Source organism: Cellulomonas sp. JH27-2 (assembly GCF_014837175.1).
In the GTDB taxonomy this organism is placed as follows: domain Bacteria; phylum Actinomycetota; class Actinomycetes; order Actinomycetales; family Cellulomonadaceae; genus Cellulomonas.
This window is the reverse complement of sequence record NZ_JACYFR010000001.1, coordinates 988956-1004416: the sequence shown is the minus strand read 5'-3', so window position 1 is coordinate 1004416 and position 15461 is coordinate 988956. Positions and strand designations below refer to the sequence as shown.

13 protein-coding genes are annotated in these 15461 nt (G+C 69.3%); 8 read left to right on the top strand and 5 right to left on the bottom strand.

Going from position 1 to position 15461, the window contains the following annotated elements; genetic code table 11:
- Positions 1–92: 92 nt before the first annotated feature.
- From IC607_RS04735 to dnaA, 5 genes are all read right to left on the bottom strand, one after another.
- Complete coding sequence (locus tag IC607_RS04735) at positions 93–656, bottom strand: DciA family protein (RefSeq protein ID WP_191785798.1); 564 nt, start codon at positions 654–656, stop codon at positions 93–95.
- The gene (gene recF, locus IC607_RS04730) at positions 646–1824 is read right to left on the bottom strand and encodes a DNA replication/repair protein RecF (protein WP_191785797.1); all 1179 of its coding nucleotides are present in this window, start codon (positions 1822–1824) and stop codon (positions 646–648) included. The genes IC607_RS04735 and recF overlap by 11 nt, the downstream gene beginning before the upstream one ends.
- Positions 1825–1881: 57 nt before the next feature.
- Positions 1882–2874: a phosphogluconate dehydrogenase (NAD(+)-dependent, decarboxylating) gene (gnd, locus tag IC607_RS04725; protein ID WP_225224540.1), complete on the bottom strand. Its 993-nt coding sequence runs from the start codon at positions 2872–2874 to the stop codon at positions 1882–1884.
- A gap of 58 nt (positions 2875–2932) precedes the next feature.
- On the bottom strand, positions 2933–4063 hold the full coding sequence (dnaN, locus tag IC607_RS04720; protein ID WP_191785795.1) for a DNA polymerase III subunit beta: 1131 nt from the start codon (positions 4061–4063) through the stop codon (positions 2933–2935).
- 761 nt (positions 4064–4824) lie between these two features.
- Positions 4825–6294: a chromosomal replication initiator protein DnaA gene (gene dnaA, locus IC607_RS04715; RefSeq protein WP_191785794.1), complete on the bottom strand. Its 1470-nt coding sequence runs from the start codon at positions 6292–6294 to the stop codon at positions 4825–4827.
- Between the two features lie 502 nt (positions 6295–6796).
- Between dnaA and rpmH the strand changes: the two genes are divergently transcribed.
- The 8 genes from rpmH to IC607_RS04675 all read left to right on the top strand — a co-directional run bounded on the left by rpmH (position 6797) and on the right by IC607_RS04675 (position 15366).
- Positions 6797–6934, top strand: a complete 138-nt coding sequence (rpmH, locus tag IC607_RS04710) for a 50S ribosomal protein L34 (protein WP_010849920.1) — start codon at positions 6797–6799, stop codon at positions 6932–6934.
- An 11-nt stretch (positions 6935–6945) separates the two neighbouring features.
- Complete coding sequence (gene rnpA, locus IC607_RS04705) at positions 6946–7305, top strand: ribonuclease P protein component (protein ID WP_191785793.1); 360 nt, start codon at positions 6946–6948, stop codon at positions 7303–7305.
- Positions 7306–7309: 4 nt separating this feature from the next.
- Positions 7310–7603, top strand: a complete 294-nt coding sequence (yidD, locus tag IC607_RS04700; protein ID WP_191785792.1) for a membrane protein insertion efficiency factor YidD — start codon at positions 7310–7312, stop codon at positions 7601–7603.
- Between the two features lie 24 nt (positions 7604–7627).
- A complete protein-coding gene (gene yidC / locus IC607_RS04695) occupies positions 7628–8785 on the top strand; it encodes a membrane protein insertase YidC (RefSeq protein ID WP_191785791.1) in 1158 nt (385 codons plus the stop codon).
- Between the two features lie 30 nt (positions 8786–8815).
- A complete protein-coding gene (locus tag IC607_RS04690) occupies positions 8816–9325 on the top strand; it encodes a R3H domain-containing nucleic acid-binding protein (RefSeq protein WP_191785790.1) in 510 nt (169 codons plus the stop codon).
- Between the two features lie 1949 nt (positions 9326–11274).
- Positions 11275–11952 carry a 16S rRNA (guanine(527)-N(7))-methyltransferase RsmG gene (gene rsmG, locus IC607_RS04685; protein WP_191785789.1) on the top strand — a complete coding sequence of 226 codons (678 nt, stop codon included), beginning with the start codon at positions 11275–11277 and terminating at the stop codon, positions 11950–11952.
- Positions 11953–12751: 799 nt separating this feature from the next.
- Positions 12752–14062, top strand: coding sequence for a ParA family protein (locus IC607_RS04680; RefSeq protein WP_370526006.1), 1311 nt, complete (start codon positions 12752–12754; stop codon positions 14060–14062).
- A complete protein-coding gene (locus IC607_RS04675) occupies positions 14059–15366 on the top strand; it encodes a ParB/RepB/Spo0J family partition protein (RefSeq protein WP_191785788.1) in 1308 nt (435 codons plus the stop codon). The genes IC607_RS04680 and IC607_RS04675 overlap by 4 nt, the downstream gene beginning before the upstream one ends.
- Positions 15367–15461: the final 95 nt, after the last annotated feature.

Here is a 15461-nt window from a genome sequence, read left to right as displayed (position 1 = left end):
GGCACCAGAGCGCCAGGAATGACCAGATCAGTCTACCTGGCGAAGGGCCCTGGACCCCGCTTTGAGGGGTGGATGTGGACAGGGCTTTCACATCACCCGAACGTGTCCCTCTCACCTCGGCCCTGGACCCGCTTGGGACCGCGTCCGAATCCCGGTCCGCCGGGCCCGAGAACGACGATCTCGGTGACCTGACCCTCGCCGAGCTCCTCGGCGAAGTTGCGCAGCATGGCCGGCACGCTGAACTTGAGGTTGTTGGCCCAGGCGGTCGACGAGGCGCGCATCGTCAGGACGCCGCGCTCGAACGACTGGTACACGGCATGCTCGGCGACCTGCTCACCCAGGATCTGCGTCCACCGGGCCTGCATCGTGCCGCCCGTCACCCCCGCACCCCAGCCGAACTGCCCGATCACGCCGCCGAGCGTCGTCGATAACGTCTGAGGGTCGCGGCCGCCGGCGGCTGCGCCGGACAGCTGAGTCTCCAGCGGGCGCTTCGAGCGTGGCGCGTCGCCCGGGCGGATGCCGCGTGCCTTCGCGGCCTCCCGCGCCCGGTTCAGCGCGGCGGCCGCGACCTGCCGTTCCGGCACCAGCTCGACGATGTCGCGCAGGGGCTGGCCCTCGGTGGGCCGCCGCTGCGGGGGGAAGTCCTCAAAGGACACGAGCGACCTCGCCGCCCATCACATCCACCCGTGCGCCGGTCAGCGGCTCCGGGACGTCGCCGGCGACCGCCGCCGTGATGAGCACCTGACGGGCGGGGGCGACGAGCTCCGCGAGCCGCTCGCGCCGCCGCGCGTCGAGCTCGGCGAAGACGTCGTCGAGGATCAGCACGGGTTCGCCGTCGGGGCCCCAGTCCGCCGCGTCGACGCCGTTCGTCAGCACCGTGTACGACGCGAGCCGGAGCGCGAGCGCGAACGACCACGACTCGCCGTGGCTCGCGTACCCCTTGGCGGGCAGGCCACCGAGCGTGAGGACGAGGTCGTCGCGGTGCGGGCCGACGAGGCACACGCCGCGGTCCAGCTCCTTGCCGCGCAGGCGCCCCATGGCCTCGAGCAGCTGCGCCTCGACCAGGTCGACGGGGTCGTCGGCCCCGCCCTCGATCTCCAGGGCCGCGTCCAGCGACGTCTTGTAGCTCACCACGGCCGCACCTTGCCCGGAGCTGACCTGCTCGTACGCCTGCTCGACGTGCGGTCGCAAGGTCTCGACGAGGCGTCGCCGCTCGACGACGATCCGCGCCCCCACCTGCGCGAGCTTGGCGTCCCACACGTCGAGCGTGCGCAGGTCGGCGCCACCCCCGCGGCGCGCGGCCCCCGCCGACTTGAGCAGCGCCGACCGCTGGCGCAGCACCCGGTCATAGTCCTGGGTGACCGACGCGATGCGGGGCGTGAGCTGGACGAGTAGGTCGTCCAGGAACCGTCGCCTGCCGTCGGGGTCACCCTTGACGAGCGCCAGGTCCTCCGGTGCGAACAGCACGGTGCGCAAGATGCCGAGCGCGTCTCTCGCCCTGACCGGGTTCGCGCCGTTGATGCGCGCGCGGTTCGCCTTGCCGGGCGTCACCTCGATCTCGACGAGCGTCGCACGCGGCTTCCCGGGCTCGAGTTCGCGGACGACACGCGCGCGGACGACGGCCCGGCTGGTTCCTGCGCGCACCATCGCCGCGTCGCTCGGCACCCGGTGGCTACCGAGCGTCGCGGCGTACCCGATCGCCTCGACCAGGTTCGTCTTGCCCTGCCCGTTGGGACCGACGAGCGCCGTGATCCCGGGCTCCAGGGCCAGATCGACCTGCGCGTAGGAGCGGAAGTCGGTCAGGTTGAGGTGCGCGACGTACATGGGGTCAGCCCGTCACCGCGCGGCGACGTGCCGCGCGGTGCAGGCCGGCAGACTTCGTCACGCGTGCGGAGGGACGGCGGCACCCGGTACGGGCGTGGTGCTCGACTGGGGACCCGTGGTGCCGGCGGGCTTGACCGCGTGGCCACCGAACTGCTGACGTAGCGCGGCGACGGCCTTCATCGCCGGGGACTCGCCCTGGCGGCTGGCGAACCGCGCGAACAGCGCGGCCGAGATCACCGGAGCCGGCACGGCCAGGTCGATCGCCTCGTCGACCGTCCAGCGACCCTCGCCCGAGTCCTCGACCCAGTCGTCGATCGCCCCCAGGCCCGGGTCCTGCTGCAGGGCCTGCACCAGGAGCTCGAGCAGCCAGGACCGCACGACGGTGCCCTTGGTCCACGCGCGCATGGTGCCGTGCACGTCCGTGACCAGGTCCTTCGCGGCCAACAGCTCGTACCCCTCGGCATACGCCTGCATCAGGCCGTACTCGATACCGTTGTGCACCATCTTGGCGAAGTGCCCGGCACCCACCGCGCCCGCGTGCACGAACCCGTCCTCGCGGTCACCCTCGGGACGCAGCGCGTCGAAGATCGGCATCGCCGCCTCGACCTTGTCCGCGTCGCCGCCGACCATGAGGCCGTAGCCGTTCTTCAGGCCCCACACACCGCCCGATACGCCGGCGTCGATGAAGCCGATGCCCTTGGCGGCCAGCAGGTCACCGTGCGGCTTGTCGTCCTGGTAGTACGAGTTCCCGCCGTCGATGACGATGTCGCCCTCGGCCAGCAGCTCGCTCAGCTCGTGGATCACACCGTCGGTGATGTCGCCGGAGGGGACCATCACCCAGACGATGCGACCGCCTTCCGGCAGCTTGCCGACCATGTCCGCCAGGCTCGACGAGTCGCTGACGTCTTGGTTGCGGTCGTATCCCGTGACCTCGATGCCGGCGCCGCGAATGCGTTCCCGCATGTTGGCGCCCATCTTGCCGAGCCCGACCAGACCGATGTGCATGCCGTCCGCCTCTTCTGTCTTTCGGTGCGCGCCTCGGGCGCGCAGGTGCAGGACCACTGTGCTCTTCCGCGGGCTGGCGCGCACGCGCGGACGAGCGGTGCGATCAGCTCGCGAAGCGGATCGGGACCAGCAGGTAGCGGTAGTTCTGGTCGTCGTCGCCCTCGAGCGAGCCCTGACCCGTGAACTCCACCGGCTTGTTGGGGTGCGTGAACGACAACCGCACGAAGGGAGTGTCGAGCGCACCCAGACCGTCGAGCAGGAACTGTGGGTTGAACGCGACCGAGATCTCCTCGCCGACCAGCGTCGCCTCGAGCGCCTCGGACGCCTGCGCGTCGTCGCCCTGACCCGCGTCGAGGACGACCTGACCCTCGGAGAACGACAGCCGGATCGGGGTGTTGCGCTCGGCGACCAGCGCGACGCGCTTCGCCGCGTCGGCCAGCTGCTGCGTCCCGACGACCGCGTGGATGGGGGTCTCGTCGGGGAACAGGCGGCGCACCGCCGGGTAGTCACCGTCGACGAGCAGGCTCGTGGTGTGCCGCCCCGCGGCCTCGAAGCCGATGAGGTCGACGCCGCCGCCCGTCGACAGGGCGACCGTGACGTCACCGGCCCCACCGAGCGACTTGGCGGCGTCCGAGAGGGTGCGGGCGCGGACCAGCGCGACGGTCGAGATGTCCGGCGCGGCCGGCTTCCACGTCAGCTCGCGCAGCGCGAGGCGGTAGCGGTCGGTCGCCAGGAGCGTGACCTTCTCGCCTTCGATCTCGACACGCACGCCCGTGAGCAGTGGCAGCGTGTCGTCGCGGCTCGCGGCGACCGAGACCTGCGCGACGGCGTGCGTGAGCTCCTCACCGTCGACCGTCCCGCTCACCGGGGGCATCGCCGGCAGGTTCGGGTAGTCCTCGACCGGCATCGTCAGGAGCGTGAAGCGGCTCGCACCGCAGGTGACGACCACCTTGGTGCCCTCGAGGACGACGTCGACCGGCTTGGCAGGGAGCGCTCGCGAGATCTCGGCCAGCAGACGACCCGAGACCAGGACCGTTCCGGGCTCGCTCACGTCCGCCGGGATCTGCGACCGCGCGGACACCTCGTAGTCGAAGCTCGAGAGCTGGATCGACCCCGTGCTGTCTGCCTCGATGCGCACACCGGCGAGGACGGGCACCGGGGGCCTGGTCGGCAGGCTGCGGGCTGTCCACGTGACCGCATCGGCGAGCACGTCACGTTCGACCCGGAACCTCATCGACTCACCTCTCGTCGTGCACTTCTGCCGTGCGACGGCCTGCCTCGCTGTTCGGAGCAGGCTCCTGCTGACGTCGTCCTGCTCGCCACACTCGTCCGGCGATGCTCGTCGTGTGCTCAGGCGCACGGGCGCATCGAATGACACAAATGTCGACGGCAGGCGTCAGCCGAACCTTACGCGAGTGGTGTGACACGTCGGTACAGGCGGACGGACGAATCCTTGTGGTCGGGGCCTCCGTCCCGGTGGACCGTGAGTCGGCGCCGTGGCCGGGCCCAACGCCGGTGTGTGGATCCACCCAGCAGAGAAGTGTCGTCGTCGTCATCGGTGGTGTGGATTCTGTGGAAGCGTGGCATCAACGCTGGTCAGGTGCAGATTCCACTGTGGACCCGGGGTGAAACGTTTTGGTCCCTTTCGGTGGATGGCCGTGGACGGGCATGGCACCGTCATCCACCGTCCACTGCAGAGCTGTCGTTCGTCCACACGCTCGGACCCGTCATCCACCGTCATCCACAGGGCTGTGCACACATGTGAACATTCGTCCCATGGATCCTTCAGCCTGGGGATGAAGGACGCCCGTCCAGATTGACAACGTGGGACAAATCGGTGGTCGCACGGTCATGCGTACGGGCGAGATGTCGGGTTTCTGGCGTTCTCGCAGGTCAGCGGGCCGCTCGCGGAGCCTTCCGCCGAAAGAGTGAAGTGATTCACATGATCCCCAGGTCCGAACACGCCGTTGTGGAAAAACCTGGGGATGGAGGGTGTCAGCCCCGGCTCTGCTGCTTGATCCGGTTGGTCAGCTCGGTGACCTGGTTGTAGATCGAGCGCCTCTCGGCCATCAGCTCGCGGATCTTGCGGTTGGCGTGCATGACGGTCGTGTGGTCGCGACCGCCGAACGCCTGACCGATCTTGGGGAGCGAGAGGTCGGTGAGCTCACGGCACAGGTACATCGCGATCTGACGCGCCGTGACGAGCACGCGCGAGCGGCTGGAGCCGCACAGGTCGTCGATCGAGAGGCCGAAGTATGCAGCCGTCTGACCGATGATCTGCGTCGCGGTGATCTCTGCGGTCTGGTCGTCGGTGATGAGGTCCTTGAGCACGATCTCGGCCAACGACAGGTCGACCTGCTGGCGGTTGAGGTTCGCGAACGCCGTCACACGGATCAGCGCACCCTCGAGCTCACGGATGTTCGTGGAGATCTTGGACGCGATGTACTCCAGCACGTCCGGCGGCGCCTCGAGCCGCTCGCTGACGGCCTTCTTGCGCAGGATCGCGATGCGCGTCTCGAGGTCCGGCGGCTGGACGTCGGTGATCAGACCCCACTCGAACCGGGACCGCATGCGGTCCTCGAAGCCGTTGAGCTGCTTGGGGGGCAGGTCGGAGGTGATCACGACCTGCTTGTTGGAGTTGTGCAGCGTGTTGAACGTGTGGAAGAACTCCTCCATCGTCTGTTCCTTGCCCTGCAGGAACTGGATGTCGTCGATGAGGAGCACGTCGACCTCGCGGTAGCGGCGCTGGAACGCGCCGGCCTTGCCCTCGGAGATCGAGTTGATGAAGTCGTTGGTGAACTCCTCGGAGTTCACGTACCGCACGCGGACGCTCGGGTAGAGGTTCTGCGCGTAGTGACCGATCGCGTGGAGCAGGTGAGTCTTGCCCAGCCCGGAGTCGCCGTAGATGAACAGCGGGTTGTAGGCCTTGGCGGGTGCCTCGGCCACAGCGACGGCGGCCGCGTGCGCGAACCGGTTGGACGAGCCGATGACGAACGTCTCGAACAGGTACTTGGGGTTCAGGCGCGCCGGCTCGGCGTTCGGGCGGCGCGAGACGGGCATCGGCGAGCCCTGGTCGGCCAGCGGTCGCGCCGGCTCGGGCTGCAGCGCGGCGGTGTCGGCCTGCTCGTCCGTAGGGGGCGGAACGGCGGCCGGCGGGTTGGCAGCAGGGACGACCCGGAGCGCCGGGGGAGCGTCGTCGGCCAGATCAGGGTCGACCGTGATCGCGAACCTGGCCTCGCGACCGAGGGCGTCACCCAGGGCGTCGCTGACCTCCTGCCGCACGCGCGACTCGAGGTAGTCCTTCGTCAGGTCGTTGCCGACGGCAAGCAGCAACGTGCCGTCCAGGAGACCGAGGGGCTTGGCCAGGCGCACGAACGCGAGCTGGCGGGGAGTGATGTCGGGGCTCTCCTCGAGCGTCGACACGACGTGACCCCAGACCCGGGTGAGCTCTTCGTCCTGCGGCACGTCCTACCCTCGGTTGTCTTGATCGCACGGAGCGACGAGTTTCGCACGCGTTCGGTTGTCCACATAGTTGTCCACACATGTGAGTGGTGCATCCGGTGCGCACGTGACCGACGAGCATGCGGGGCGGGGAGGGGTTCTGTGGCACTCCCTCGATGCGCGACGGCGTTCTACGTTCCACAGGTGTGGACGGACGAGCGACGTGGACGATGCTAACCGGGCGTGCGGGGCGCTGACATCGCCCCGACCGGGTGAGGTCTGCCACGGCCGGGCACTTCGTGGCGTGTCGCGCCCGGCATCCCGACGCCGGTTCGCGTAGTGTCCCGCGGCTCGGCATTTGACCCTGTCAGGTCGACGGCGTACCGTTGGCAAGCCTTCCGATGGCTCCTTCCGGCGCGCCCAGACGCCACACGTCCTCACGACGTGCTCATGGAGTCGCCGAGATCGGCAGCCAGACCTGGTCGCGCAGACGCGCGTCATCCGTATTGATCTGTAGGAGATCCTCGTGAGCAAGCGCACGTTCCAGCCGAACAACCGGCGTCGCGCCAAGACGCACGGCTTCCGTCTGCGCATGCGCACCCGCGCGGGTCGCGCGATCCTCGCCGCGCGTCGCCGTAAGGGCCGCGCGGAGCTGTCGGCCTGACACCAGCCTCGGTGCTGCCCCCCGCGCACCGGATGCGCCGTTCTGCCGATTTCGAGCAGGCGGTGCGCCGTGGTGCGCGTGGCGGACGGGACACGGTGGTGGTGCACCTGACGCAACGGACCGACCCCGGGCCTGGCCCGGTGGTCGGTTTCGTCGTGTCCAAGGGGGTGGGCAACGCTGTGACCAGGAATCTCGTCAAGCGTCGCCTGCGTGCCTTGGTGCACGAGCGGCTGACGTCGTTGCCGTCGTCGTCCTCGGTCGTGGTCCGCGCACTGCCTGCGGCGTCGCAGGCCGAGTACGCGGCGCTGGCCACGGACCTCGACGGGGCGTTGGCCACCGCGCGGCGCCGGCTCGAGCGGGCAGGGCGGTAGCGCCGTGCGTCCCGTCGTCCACACCATCCTTCGTCTGCCGGCACTGTTCCTGCTCCTGGTGCTCCGCGGCTACCAGCGCTTCATCTCGCCGCTGACGCCGCCGACGTGCAAGTTCTACCCGTCCTGCTCCCAGTACGCCGTGATCGCCGTCCGGCGACACGGCGCGCTCTACGGGACGTGGCTCGCCGTGTGGCGTCTGCTGCGGTGCAACCCGTGGAACCTGGGCGGCGTCGACGACGTTCCTCCAGCGCGTAGCGCGCACCACCACCATCACGTAGTGGCTCAGCCCACGCACTGACACCCCGAATGAGGAGCTCTGCTCATGGGCTGGTTCGATAGCCTGCTTCACCCGATCATGGTCGTCGTCGCCTGGATCATGGTCATGTGGCACAAGGTCTGGACGGGCATTGGCCTGGACCCGGACGGCGGTGCGGCCTGGACGCTGTCGATCGTCGGCCTCGTGATCGTGATCCGCATCGCGCTGATCCCGCTGTTCTTCAAGCAGATCAAGGCGTCACGCGGAATGCAGCTGCTGGCGCCCGAGATGAAGGCGATCCAGAAGAAGTACAAGGGGAAGACCGACCCCGCGTCCCGCGAGGCGATGAGCCGCGAGACCATGGCGCTCTACCGCAAGCACGGGACCAACCCGTTCGCGTCCTGCCTGCCGATCCTGCTGCAGTCGCCCATCTTCTTCGCGCTGTTCCGGGTGCTGAACTCGCTCCCGCAGATCGCCGACGGCACGTACCGCGGCGACAAGGACCACATCGGACCGCTCACGCAGGAGCTCGCCCACTCGGCGGAGAACGCGAGCATCTTCGGCGCGAAGCTGTCCGACTCGTTCATGCACGCCGAGGGCAACATCCACGTCAAGATCGTCAGCGCGGTCCTGATCGTTGCGATGTGCTTGACCACCTTCACGACGCAGCGCCAGCTCACGATGAAGAACATGCCGCCGTCGGCGCTCGAGGGCCCGATGGCGCAGCAGCAGAAGGTCCTGCTCTACGTCCTGCCGCTGATCTTCGCCTTCTCGGGCGTCAACTTCCCGATCGGCGTCCTCATCTACTGGACCACCACCAACCTGTGGTCGATGGGTCAGCAGTTCTACACGATCAGGCGCATGCCGGCACCCGGTTCGCAGGCCGAGAAGGCGCTGCTCGAGCGCAAGGCACGCAAGGCCGCGCATCACGGCGGTGCCCTCGCGGAGGAGACGTCGACCGTCGCGATCGACGAACGACCCCGCGGTCAGCGGGTCCAGCCCAAGCGCAAGGACCGTGCCAAGGGGCGGCCGCTCGCCGAGCCCGGGTCGCCGTCCTCGGCGGCGGCGCCCGCCTCGGATGCTGATACGGCGTCCGCGGATGACTCCGCCACCGCGCTCGACGAGAAGCCCTCTGCACCTCCTGCCAAGAAGAAGCCCGCTACGCCGCCGTCCGCGAAGAAGCCCGGTGGTTCCCCCTCGCCCAAGCCAAAGCCGAAGAAGTAGCTCGGCTCACGCCCGCTGATCGGAGAAGTCATGACGTCACCTGCACCTGACGCGGCCGTCGCGCCCGCCACCTCACGCCTCGAGGAGGAGGGCGAGATCGCCGCCGACTATCTCGAGGAGCTGCTCGACATCGCCGACCTGGACGGTGACATCGACATCGACATCGACCACGGACGCGCCGCGGTGGAGATCGTCTCCGAGGACGAGGCCGACACGTCGCTGCGCAAGCTGGCTGGCCGCGACGGCGTCGTGGTCGACGCCCTCCAAGAGCTGACCCGTCTGGCCGTTCAGGCGAAGACGGGGGAACGCAGCCGGCTCATGCTCGATGTCGACGGCTACCGCGCGCGTCGCCGGGCGGAGCTGGTGACCGTGGCGGAGGAGGCCATCGGTCGCGTCCGGGAGGGTGGCGCCTCCGTCGCTCTCGCACCGATGAACCCCTTCGAGCGCAAGGTCGTGCACGACGCCGTGGCCGCGGCCGGGCTCGTCAGCGACTCCGATGGCGTCGAGCCCCACCGGCGCGTGGTGATCCGACCAGCCTGACACTGCGCGTTTGAACCACCACGAAGGGCGATCCGACTCCGTCGGGTCGCCCTTCGTCGTCGCTGGGGACTTGGCGTGCCTCGCTCGGGTCAACACGGCTGGTCGGCGCACGGGCCTGCAACGTGCCGAGACGCCGGGCACGGCTGTGAGCAGGCCTCGGCCGCGGGCGCGGGCCCCTAGATGCTGCGGTTCAGGGCAACGTTGCGGCTATCGCGGTGGGCGTCGTTCCACGTGAAACAGGGCTGGTGCGCCCGGCGCGAGGCTTTGCGCAGGCAACGTGTGGGGTTGCATGGGGCGTGGCTGCGGGCAGGTCTCGGCCTTTGGTGCGGGCGGCGGGATGGTGCACGCCACGGCGCGGTCTTCGCGGGGGTGTACGTCGTTTCACGTGAAACCGGCCCGCTCCTGTCGTGGTGTCGGTAGGTGGTGTCGGGTGGTGGGGTGAGGGACGGCGCGGGATCCGGCGGTCGACGCTATGAGTCCTTCGCACCGCGACGCTCCAGGGTGGCCCCCATCGGTCTACGGCATGGATAGGTGTACGCACGGTTGGATCCGTCGCGGGTGTCGGCGACGTTTCACGTGAAACGTTGCCGAGCCAACCCGCCACCACGATGTGATCCCGACTTGCCCGCGGTAGTTGATCAGAGAGACAAGAGCCGGTCGCTGTCAGCCAGGTCGGGTCCTGGGGGCCGACCTGCCGAGGCGGACTGGTCCCAGCGACCGTAGCTGAGGCGGACTGGTCCCAGCGTCCACGACGATGGGTCGGCTGCGGCGTGCGGCTTCGCCCGCAACTCAGTCGGCACTTCACCGGAATGGGCCACCGACGCCCTGCCACGGGCCGGGCCGGGTGCGCCCCGCATAGGCGGTATAGCGGGCACCAACCGACGACGTCGCGCGTGTGAGGGGAAGGCGCAGGCGCCTGTCCGGCGGCTGCGGGTGGCGGCGGCCGTCGTCAACCATCTACCTCCTGCGCTGCTCCTTTCTCCGCTGCGCTGCTCCCGCTCCGTTTCGCTGCTGTGCTTCGCCGCGACGCCTTTGTCTCCTCTGCTCCCGCGGGGACGGGACGTCACCGGGCGTCGAGGTGCGCGGGTACGGCACGCGATGCGTCAACGCAAAGGGGGAGTAGTCGGGGCGTGGTCCGGATCGCTCGGCAGTTGAGTGCGTCGGGGCTGCGCGGACGAGCGGGGTGGAGGTCCAGGTCTGCGTGCCCGCGTCGGGTGTCGCTAGGGGGCAGTGGCCAAGGTGCGCTCATGGGTGCGCCGTGAGGTGCGTACACACGGTGCTGACGTGGTGGCCATACGTTCGTGAACTCGCCAGCTCTCCGATCCGAGGATGCCCCGAGCCCGAGCCCGAGCCCGAGCCCGAGGCCGAGGCCGAGCTCGAGCTCGAGCCCGAGCCCGAGGCCGAGCCCGAGCTCGAGCCCGAGGCCGAGCCGTCGCCCGGAGCCCCACGCCCCGATGCCACAGCCGCCGAAGGCGGCCTCACGCGACCAGGTCTCTCGTGAAACGGGAGCGGCGAACTCGGGGAACAGAAGTTGCGGGCGAGGGTAGGCACACGCACATGCCCGCTGCTGGTACGGCGTTCTGGACGGCGCCCCGCTCGTGACCGGCCTCGGCCGGCGCTTCCTGGCTGGCCGGCGTCGACCCGCGCGAGCTATCCCAGCCGTGGGTCGTCCGGGCACCGGGGTAGCCAGAGGTGATCTCTGCCCCGGTGCTGTATGGAGTCCGCGGCGGTCCTGTATCGACCTCGGCGTGGTCGTGGGCCGCCAGGTAACCGGGTGAGGAACCGGGCTCGGGCGGGGTCACCTGCTCAAAGGCCAGCGGTGTGGAAGGGGGACTTCCTGCGTCAGAGGATCGCGATACGGTAGGGCGTCTCGTCCTTGATTGGGTCCCCAATGCGTGTGGTGCAGGGCTCGACGCAGACTCTGTTTCACGTGAAACAAGGAGGCCTCAATGACGGATGCGCGCGACGACGCCGCAGTGGAACACGACCCACTCGACGGCGATGATCGACTGCCCGAGTACTTCGGCGAAGCCTGGCAGGCGGTGGACGGCTTTCGTACCTTGCTGATGCGCGAAGGCGTGCTCCGGGGCTTGATCGGACCTCGTGAGGTAGAACGGCTATGGGCCCGTCACCTCCTGAACTCAGCCGCGGCGGTGCAGTTCCTTCCCGACGACGGACGGATCATCGATCTCGGGAGCGGCGCCGGACTCCCGGGCATCGTCGTGGCTGCGATGCGCCCTCGTGCCGAGGTGGTTCTGTTGGAGCCGATGGAGCGTCGCACGACCTGGCTGACGGAGGTGGCTGCTGAGCTCTCGCTCGCCAATGTCACGGTGCTTCGCGGCCGTGCGCAGGACGTTGAGGGGGAGGTCGTTGCGGACGTGGTCACATCGCGTGCGGTGGCATCGATGGACAAGCTCTACCGCTGGAGCGGGCCACTCCTCCGTGTGGGCGGTGACCTGGTCGCGCTCAAGGGGGAGCGAGCACAGGAGGAGGTTGATGCGGCGGTGAAGGTTGGAGCGCGGTCCGGATTTTCGCCAGCCTCGGTCGCGCTCGCGGCATCGCTCGCTGGCGTTGAACCAACTCGAGTTGTGCGTGCCACGAGGGACGGTGTCGCGCGTGTTCGGTAGGAAGAAGAAGGACAACCAGCAGAGCACGCACTCCGAGAACACCGAGAACGCCGAGGGCTCCACACGGGCCGCCACCCAAGCCCTGCCCACAGAGGACCGCGTGGCCCCTTCGAGCTGGGCGACGAACGGCACGACGAGTGCCGCGACTGGAGCTTCTTCCCCGGACGCCATGGCCGCGCCTGCAGCCGGTGGTTCCGGGGCCGCGAAGGACCATGGCAGTGGCGGGCAGATTGTCGAGGGCGCTGGCGCCGGTCCGATGCCCGAGCCTCGGTACTTCGGGCGCCAGGGCCAGGGCCTGGGCGAGTCGGCGGGTGTTGGAGTCTCAGTCACTTCCGCTGCTGAGTCACCCGGCGGGGCACCCGAGTCCGCGAGAGCAGTTGGCACACCCGGGAGCTCGGAGTCCGTCCCACATGTCGGTGGGGAGATCGATCCGGCCGAGGCCGGTGGCGTTTCACGTGAAACGGAGATGCATGTCGGCGTCACGCCGGCGGGCCCTGTTTCACGTGAAACAGCGGTGCACGCTGGCGACATGGCTGGAAGCTCCTTCTCAGCTGAAACGCAGGCCGGTGGAGATCTGGCGTCCGACGCGGGCGCGCAGGCCGACATCGACTCGTCGGCCGACACGGCCGGGCCTTCTGACAGACGCGAGGCTGCGGACACAGACTCGAGGGCCCCCGGAGACTCAACAGCGGACGGCGACGTGCGAGCAGGTGCTGGCGGTTCCCGCGAAGCGGCACCAGCTGACAGGTCCGTCGTCGGTGGTCCAACGCCGACGACCGGCATGCCGAGGCGTCACGGCGTGGTCGCAGGCGCGGCGGAGCCCGTTTCACGTGAAACGACACCACCGAACGGCGGAGCGCCAACCGCCGACGCGCATCGGCGCGGGTCTCTGACTGCGAGTGATGCCACCGAGAGGCTCGAGGTTCCTGTTTCACGTGAAACGACGCACCATCATGGCGGATCGTCCGATGCCGCAACGCAGGCCCCCAGTGGCATCGCGCACAGTGATACGCCGGACGGGGGAGGGGATTCGGCGCGCCACGTTTCACGTGAAACAGTGAGCACCGACGAACCGGCGAGCGCCGGGAACCCATCCTCCGACGGAGCCAGAGCACCCGTGACCGATCTTGACCCCGACGAGCGCCGGCGCGCTGCGCTCGTCGAGAGCCTCCCGTCCGCCAGTGACGACACTCCGCTCATGGCGGAGCTCCAGCGAGACGCCCGGCGCCGCATCGAGCTCCGCGGGCGAAGGTTCCCGAAGCCTGACGCGACCCGGGTCATCACGGTGGCGAACCAGAAGGGCGGAGTCGGCAAGACCACCACGACGGTGAACCTTGCCGCGGCGCTCGCGCAGTCGGGTCTCAACGTCCTGGTCATCGACAACGACCCCCAGGGGAACGCATCGACGGCCATCGGTGTCGACCACCGTGCCGGCACTCCGTCGATCTATGAGGTGCTCGTGGAAGGGCAGCCGATGGCGGAGGCGGTCCAGGTCTGCCCCGACATCGAGACGCTGTGGTGCGTCCCGGCCACGATCGACCTCTCGGGCGCCGAGATCGAGCTCGTGTCGATGGTCGCCCGTGAGACGCGCCTACGGGTCGCGCTCGACGCATACTTCGAGCATCGCGCGGCCGAGGGGATGGAGCCACTCGACTACGTCTTCGTCGACTGCCCGCCGAGCCTCGGGCTGCTGACGGTCAACGCCTTCGTGGTGGGCCGCGAGGTGCTCATCCCGATCCAGTGCGAGTACTACGCGCTCGAGGGCCTGAGCCAGCTCCTCAAGACCATCGAGCTCATCCAGGCACACCTCAACCGAGAGTTGCACGTCTCGACCATCCTGCTCACGATGTACGACGCCCGGACGAACTTGGCGCAGCAGGTGGCCGAGGAGGTGCGTACCCACTTCCCCGACAAGACCCTGCGCACCACTGTGCCGCGATCGGTCCGCATCTCCGAGGCTCCGAGCTACGGCCAGACGGTGATGACGTACGACCCCGGCTCATCGGGGGCGCTCGCGTACCTCGAGGCAGCTCGCGAGGTCGCGGAGCGCGGCGCGACGAACACGCAGGTCAACGACGAAACGAACGTGAACGCCCAGGAGGAACGATGAGCGAGAAGCGGCGTGGGCTGGGCCGTGGGCTCGGTGCGCTGATCCCGACGAGCGCCGAGGGGGAGCAGCGTCCGACGACGGGCGAGCGTCCCGCCGACCTCTTCTTCGGGAAGCCGCGTGCGGCGGCATCGGACGCGGGCGCTGCGGCATCTGCAGCGGATGCGCCGACGGCCGCATCGCCGGCGGCCGTAGCTCCGGTGGCACCGTCCGCGTCCGGGGAGGGTGTGGCGGGCGGTACGTCCAACGGCGCGACTTCGACCGCCCTCGCGGACGGTGCGATCAGCGCCGATCCTGGTGTGGACGCGGAGAACGAGAGTCCGCCCACGACGAACGGAACGCCAGCAGGTGGAGCACCGAGCTCCGCCGACGTAGCGAGCCCGGACGCCACGGCTCCTTCGGGTGCCGCGGCTGAGAACGGTGCCGGGGCCAGCCTCGGCGGGAGCACCGCTCCGTCGGCCGATGTGTTGTCGGACGACGGGCTGGTCCCCGTTCCGGGAGCACGCTTCGCGGAGCTGCCGGTCGGGGACATCCGGCCCAATCCGCGCCAGCCGCGGACCGTGTTCGACGAGGACGCGCTGGCCGAGCTGGTCGGCTCGATCAAGGAGATCGGCGTCCTCCAGCCGGTCGTCGTGCGCCAGGTGTCGGACGGCTACGAGCTGATCATGGGCGAGCGTCGGTGGCGGGCGACTCAGGAAGCCGGCCTGACGACGATCCCCGCGATCATCAGGGAGACGGGTGACAACGACCTGCTGCGGGACGCTCTGCTGGAGAACCTGCACCGGTCTCAGCTCAACCCGCTCGAGGAGGCAGCCGCCTACCAGCAGCTGCTGGACGACTTCGGCTGCACGCACGATCAGCTCGCGACGCGCATCAGCCGGTCGCGCCCGCAGATCTCGAACACCCTCCGCCTGCTGAAGCTGCCGCCACTGGTTCAGCGGCGAGTCGCCGCCGGCGTGCTCAGTGCCGGGCATGCTCGCGCACTGCTCGGGCTCAGCGACGGTGCGGCGATCGAGCGGCTCGCGCAGCGCATCGTCGCGGAGGGACTCTCGGTTCGCGCGGTCGAGGAGATCGTCGCGCTCGGCGCCGACGACGCGCCGCGCAAGCGGGCCGCACCGCGCGCGGGGATTCGGAACGAGGCTCTCGACGACCTCGCGTCGCGGCTGTCCGACCGGTTCGAGACGCGCGTGAAGGTCAGCCTCGGCAAGTCACGAGGCCGCCTCACGGTCGAGTTCGCGTCGGTGCAGGACCTCAACCGCATCCTTGGCAGCCTCGCTCCGGAGGACCCGGGCCTGCTCAAGAACTGATCGTTCGTCACCCGCGGCCGAGCCCCGTGGCCGCGGGTGACGCCGACGCCGGATGGGACCGGCTCGCGCGGCCGAGACCGACAATCGGCGGCTCG

What these genes read in the sequence shown, in the direction of transcription:
- recF (WP_191785797.1), bottom strand. Translation starts at nt 1,824, where the DNA reads ATGTACGTCGCGCACCTCAACCTGACCGACTTCCGCTCCTACGCGCAG.
- dnaN (WP_191785795.1), bottom strand. Translation starts at nt 4,063, where the DNA reads ATGAGGTTCCGGGTCGAACGTGACGTGCTCGCCGATGCGGTCACGTGG.
- yidC (WP_191785791.1), top strand. Translation starts at nt 7,628, where the DNA reads ATGGGCTGGTTCGATAGCCTGCTTCACCCGATCATGGTCGTCGTCGCC.
- IC607_RS04690 (WP_191785790.1), top strand. Translation starts at nt 8,816, where the DNA reads ATGACGTCACCTGCACCTGACGCGGCCGTCGCGCCCGCCACCTCACGC.
- rsmG (WP_191785789.1), top strand. Translation starts at nt 11,275, where the DNA reads ATGACGGATGCGCGCGACGACGCCGCAGTGGAACACGACCCACTCGAC.
- IC607_RS04675 (WP_191785788.1), top strand. Translation starts at nt 14,059, where the DNA reads ATGAGCGAGAAGCGGCGTGGGCTGGGCCGTGGGCTCGGTGCGCTGATC.